5 protein-coding genes and 1 tRNA gene are annotated in these 5,109 nt (G+C 61.5%); 5 read left to right on the top strand and 1 reads right to left on the bottom strand.

All coding sequences use genetic code 11. From position 1 onward, the window contains the following. A partial coding sequence (locus M3O22_08570) for a hypothetical protein (protein MDP9196796.1) occupies window positions 1-583 on the bottom strand: 583 nt, incomplete at its 3' end. A gap of 151 nt (window positions 584-734) precedes the next feature. Here M3O22_08570 and pbpC point away from each other — a divergent pair. The 5 genes from pbpC to M3O22_08545 form a co-directional block, all read left to right on the top strand. Then, window positions 735-2,768 (top strand): penicillin-binding protein 1C, encoded by a 2,034-nt coding sequence (pbpC, locus tag M3O22_08565; protein ID MDP9196795.1) that lies wholly within the window; start codon window positions 735-737, stop codon window positions 2,766-2,768. Then, complete coding sequence (miaA, locus tag M3O22_08560) at window positions 2,749-3,633, top strand: tRNA (adenosine(37)-N6)-dimethylallyltransferase MiaA (GenBank protein MDP9196794.1); 885 nt, start codon at window positions 2,749-2,751, stop codon at window positions 3,631-3,633. The genes pbpC and miaA overlap by 20 nt, the downstream gene beginning before the upstream one ends. Before the next feature lie 46 nt (window positions 3,634-3,679). Further along, window positions 3,680-3,753, top strand: a tRNA-Cys gene (locus tag M3O22_08555). Between the two features lie 175 nt (window positions 3,754-3,928). Continuing rightward, entirely contained in the window at window positions 3,929-4,663 is a 735-nt protein-coding gene (locus M3O22_08550) for an SDR family oxidoreductase (GenBank protein MDP9196793.1), read from the top strand. Between the two features lie 143 nt (window positions 4,664-4,806). Further along, the coding region (locus M3O22_08545) for a hypothetical protein (protein MDP9196792.1) at window positions 4,807-5,109 on the top strand (303 nt) is incomplete at its 3' end.

Here is a 5,109-nt window from a genome sequence, read left to right as displayed (position 1 = left end):
AGGTATTGGTTCCCGTATTGATACCGGACAGGGTCCTGCTGTTGGGCGCCGCCAGGGCGTCAATGCTCTGGAGAATATGGACAAGAACAGGAAGGTTGCATGTAAGCATGCCCGAATAATCGGATTCATAAACATGGGCCAGATCGGCAGCTTCTGTTTTAATGTCCTGTATCCATTTCTGATATACTTTCTCCTGCGCCTGGCTGATTTCCTGTTCAAGCCCGGGAAGCAGGGGGGCAAGCTCTTTCTGGATCCGGGCATTTATTTCCTGTTTTTTCTGTTCGTATACCTTGCCCTGGTCCAGCCAGGAAACCCCCTTGAGAAATTCATTGGCAATCCTGATCTGGATGGGCTCTGTTTCCTTGGCCATGATCCTGGACCTTGCTTCTTCAAGCGAATTCCGGCGTTTGTCCAGCCATTCGGACAGGCGGGAGCTGAAACTGACAGCAGCTTGTGCAGGGAGCCGGTTTTCCTGTTCCCGGGCCTGCCTGCGAAGGGTGTCTGCGACAAGAGACGGGCCGGTGTCCCCAGCAGGTTGCGGTTTTATGGATTTTCCGTGTTTTTCAGCGTAGCGGGAAGCCATGAACCTGTCCTTCTTCCAGAAAAATGCCTGTTTCCGGTTTAGCCGGAAATCATGAAAGTAAAAGTGGCTGTTCTTGCGCGCGCTGCAAATCAATGAATATGATGGCACGATGTTCAGGGCGGCAAACGCATTCCGGAGAAAATTTCGACGCATGGGGCTGATCATTGTCCCCTTGATCCTCATCCTGTCCATCGTTCTTCTGGACCGTCTTGTGCCGCCTCCCGTGCGGGATCTGGCTGTTGTGTCGCCGGTGCTGACGGACCGGCAGGGAAAAGTGCTCCATGTGGCCCTGACGCCGGACCAAAAATGGCGCCTGGGCGTCACGCGCGACCAGGTGGATCCGCTGTATATGAGCATGCTGCTGCTGCGCGAGGATCGGCGGTTTGAAAGTCACCACGGCGTTGACGTGCTGTCCGTATTTCGCGCCATGGGCCAGTGGATGCAGTACGGTCGGCCGGTGTCCGGAGCCTCCACCCTGTCCATGCAGGCCATTCGTCTGCTGGAGCCGCGGCCGCGCACCATCGCCTCCAAGATCATCGAGATGGTCCGCGCCTTCCAGCTGGAGACGCGTGTGGGCAAGGACGGGGTTCTGGCCGCCTGGATGACGCGGGCGCCCTTTGGCGGCAATCTGGAGGGGGTCCGCACGGCCAGTCTGGCCTGGTTCGGGAAGGAGCCGGCGGTGCTGTCCCCGGCCGAGGCAGCGCTGCTGGTCGCCGTGCCGCAGGACCCCAACGACCGGCGGCCGGAGCGCTTTCCCCATGCGGCCCGCATGGCCCGCGACCGGGTCATCGACCTGGCGCAGCAGGAAGGTCTGCTGACTGCCGACGAGGCAGATGAGGCACGGGCAACACCGGTGCCCGTCCAGCGGTTGCCGTTCCCGCGCGATGCAGCCCATGTGGCGCAACGTATAAAATCCGGACAGACCACACTGGACGCGCAGCTGCAGAAAAAAGTCCAGGAGCAGTTAGCCTTGGCCGCAAAGCGCCTGCCCGTGCCCATGAACGCGGCGGCGCTGGTGGTGCGGGCTGACACGGCGCAGGTTCTGGCCTGGGCTGGATCGGCCAGCGCCCTGGACCCCACCCGCTATGGCAGCCTTGATTTCACGGCGGCGGTACGTTCCCCCGGTTCTGCGCTCAAGCCCTTCATCTACGGTATGGCCTTTGACCGGCTGGTGGTGCATCCGGAGACGCTGGTGGCGGACAAGGCCACGGATTTCGAGGGCTACGACCCCAAAAACTTCCATGGCAATTTTCGCGGCGAGGTGACGGTGGCCGAGGCACTGCGCCAGTCCCTGAACGTTCCGGCGGTAGCCGTGCTGGACCGCCTGGGCCCATCCCGGTTCGTGGCGGCGCTGCAGGAGACGGGCTCTCCCCTCGTGTTCCCACCGGCCGAGGAAGTGGCCAGCCTTCCCCTGGCGCTGGGCGGCGTGGGCACCACGCTGCAGGACCTGGCGCGGCTGTATGTGTCTATTGCGGGAGATGGCCGCGTACCCGACCGCTTGTCCCTGACCCCGGCCAATCCCGCGCCGCAGTGGCATGCGCTGATGCAGCCCTCCAGTGCCTGGTACCTGCGCCGTATCCTGGAAAAAACCACGCCGCCAGCTGGCTATGGGCCTGCGTTTTTGCGCTCCCACCCCGTGGCGTTCAAGACGGGAACCTCCTGGGGCCAGCGCGACGCCTGGGCCGTGGGCACGGACGGGCGCGTGGTGATCGCGGTATGGGTGGGCATGCCGCAGGGGTGGCCCTGTTTCGAGTGCACCGGTGTCGGCGTGGCGGCGCCCCTCCTGTTTTCCATCGCCAGCCTGATGCCCTCTGCCCCTGCCGGGATTGATCCGCCACCGGAAGGGGTTCTCGAGACCCGGCGCACGCCTCTGCCGCCGGGCCTGCAGCGTCTGGAGACTGCTTCTGTTGCTGCGGTTCGTGGACCGCCAGCACCCCGGATCACCTTTCCAGCCTCCCGCGCTGTTCTGGAATGGCCCGACAGCGGTGTGTTCCGCCTGACGGCGAGGGGAGGGCTGCGGCCCCTGCGCTGGATCGCCGACGGCCAGCCGCTGGGCGTCTCCGAAGACGGCCTGCCAACCGAATGGCGGCCAGCGGGCCCGGGCTTCCATACCCTGGTCGTAGTCGATAACCTGGGTCGGTCACACACAGTGAAAGTGCGTCTTCGTGAAGCAGAACAGTTCTGAAATCATTCTGGTGGGAGGCCCGACGGCCAGCGGCAAATCCGCTCTGGCCCTGGACCTGGCGCGGCGCGAGAACGGTGTGATCATCAACGCTGACAGCATGCAGGTGTACGCGGGCCTGCCCATTCTCACTGCCTGTCCTTCTGCAAAAGACATGAAGGCTACTTCCCATCGTCTGTACGGGGTTCTGGATCCTTCTGAAAAATGCTCGGCCGAGCGGTGGCGACAGATGGCCGTGACGGAGATTGAACAGACCCTGGCGCAGGGCAAAAAACCCGTCCTGGTGGGCGGCACGGGCCTGTATTTCAAGGCCCTGACCGAGGGGCTGGCGCCGGTTCCGGCTGTGCCGGCAGAAGTTCAGAAACGGGCCGTGGACCAGCGCCGGACGATGGGACCAGAGGCTTTTCACGCGGACCTGCAGCGGCGTGATCCGGTGCTGGGTGCCCGGCTGTATCCCGGCGACACCCAGCGGGTAACCCGGGCCTGGGCAGTGCACGAGGCCACAGGCCGGCCCCTGTCGGAATGGCAGGCAGAAAGGCATTCGATCCCGCCACCGGAATGGCGGTTCCGGTGGATCGTTCTGGATCCTCCCCGCGAGGTGCTGTACGACGCCTGTAACCGGCGTTTCGAAAAAATGGTGGAGCAGGGAGCGGTCGAGGAAGTCCGCGCTTTCCTGCAGCGCGGCCTGGATCCGTCCCTGCCCGCCATGAAAGCCGTGGGAGTCCGTGAACTGGCGGCCTTCATCGCGGGAGAAATTTCCCTGGAAGAGGCAATCCACAGAGCGCAACAGGCCACGCGCAACTATGCAAAGCGCCAGGTGACGTGGTTTAAAAACCAGGTGGCAGGGGGAGAGGTAAGGCGGCCTTGACGCAGCCGGCCCTGGCCTCTATACGCACAGGACTGACTTTCTGCACGGCGCGGTGGCAGAATGGTGATGCAGAGGACTGCAAATCCTCGAATATGGGTTCGATTCCCGTCCGCGCCTCCAAAAGCCGTTTCCAAAGTCTGGCTGCTCTGGTCGCTGTCCTTGTTTTCCTGCGCTTCTGGCGCTCACGTACTTTAGTGTACGCTGCGCTCCGGTTCTCATAAAACGGTGGCCATCGCCTCAGATCAGCGACTTTTGAAACAGCTTTCCTGTTTTTCAGCAATACACCGGGTGAGCCATGCGCTTTCGGGACAAGGTGGTCGTCATCACGGGCGCAAGCCGCGGAATCGGGCGTGCCACTGCCCTGGCTTTTGCGGCTGAAGGAGCCCGCCTGCTTCTGGCCTGTCGCAGCAACCACAAGGCCATGGGCCAGGTCCGGCAATCCCTGGGGGATACAGACCATGCCGTTGTCACCGGCGACATCGGGGATGAAAAGACCTGTCAGACAATAGCGTCCACAGTAAAAGAACGCTGGGGAAGGGCGGATGTTCTGGTGAACAACGCCGGAGCCATCCTTAGCCGCGGCGAAGTTTCCCCGAAGGACTTCATGGACGGTATGTCAACCAATCTTCTGGGCACGATCCTGATGACCCAGCAGATGCTTCCCCTGATGAAAGGCCGGCCAGGGGCCAGCATCGTGAACGTCACCTCCACTTTCGGGATCATGGGGGCTGCGGCTGTTTCAGTCTATACAGCAGCCAAGGCCGGCGTGATCAACTATACGAAATCCATGGCGGTGGAGCTCGCCCCGCACATCCGTGTCAATGCGCTGGCGCCGGGGATCGTCAACACGGACATGACCGGCAGCGCCGGGCCGGAACTGATCGCCCATTTTGTTGACAGGACGCCCATGAAACGGCTGGGCCAGCCGGAGGAAATGGCAAAGGCTATCCTGTTCATGGCCAGTGACGACGCCAGTTTCATGACCGGCCATACCCTCATCGCCGATGGTGGGCACATTCTGGTGAACTAGGGCGTGTCGTCAATTGATAACATGCCTTTGACTTTTGCTGCCTCTTCCGGCGCTTGGGCAGGGTCTGAAAACCGCAGTGCAACCAAAAATTAACCGTTTCCGGGTACAGTCCTTCTGCAAGAGATCAGGTCAGGATTTCACCGATGGATTCACTGCAGGCTGAAAAAGCAGAACAGCTTCTGGCTCTGGTGAAGGGCGGAAAAACCACATACAGGAATTTGCTCAATCTTCTGTTCGGGGACCTGTACGATCCCGGGATTGCCCCGGCTGGAGAGCTGTTTTTCCTCTCCGCTTCTGGCTCTGAGGATGTCAGCGAGGCAGATGGCGTAAAAGGATACGTGAAGTCGCGCAGCGACCGGGCCATGTTCCTGGGGAAGTCCCTTTATGACAAACCTGTGCTGTTGATGGCGGTTGTCGCCCATGAATTTATGCACATCATACAGAAC

Source organism: Pseudomonadota bacterium (genome assembly GCA_030775045.1).
GTDB lineage: Bacteria > Pseudomonadota > Alphaproteobacteria > JALYJY01 > JALYJY01 > JALYJY01.
The sequence above is the reverse complement of the archived record's forward strand: the minus strand, read 5'-3'. Positions and strand labels throughout refer to the sequence as shown.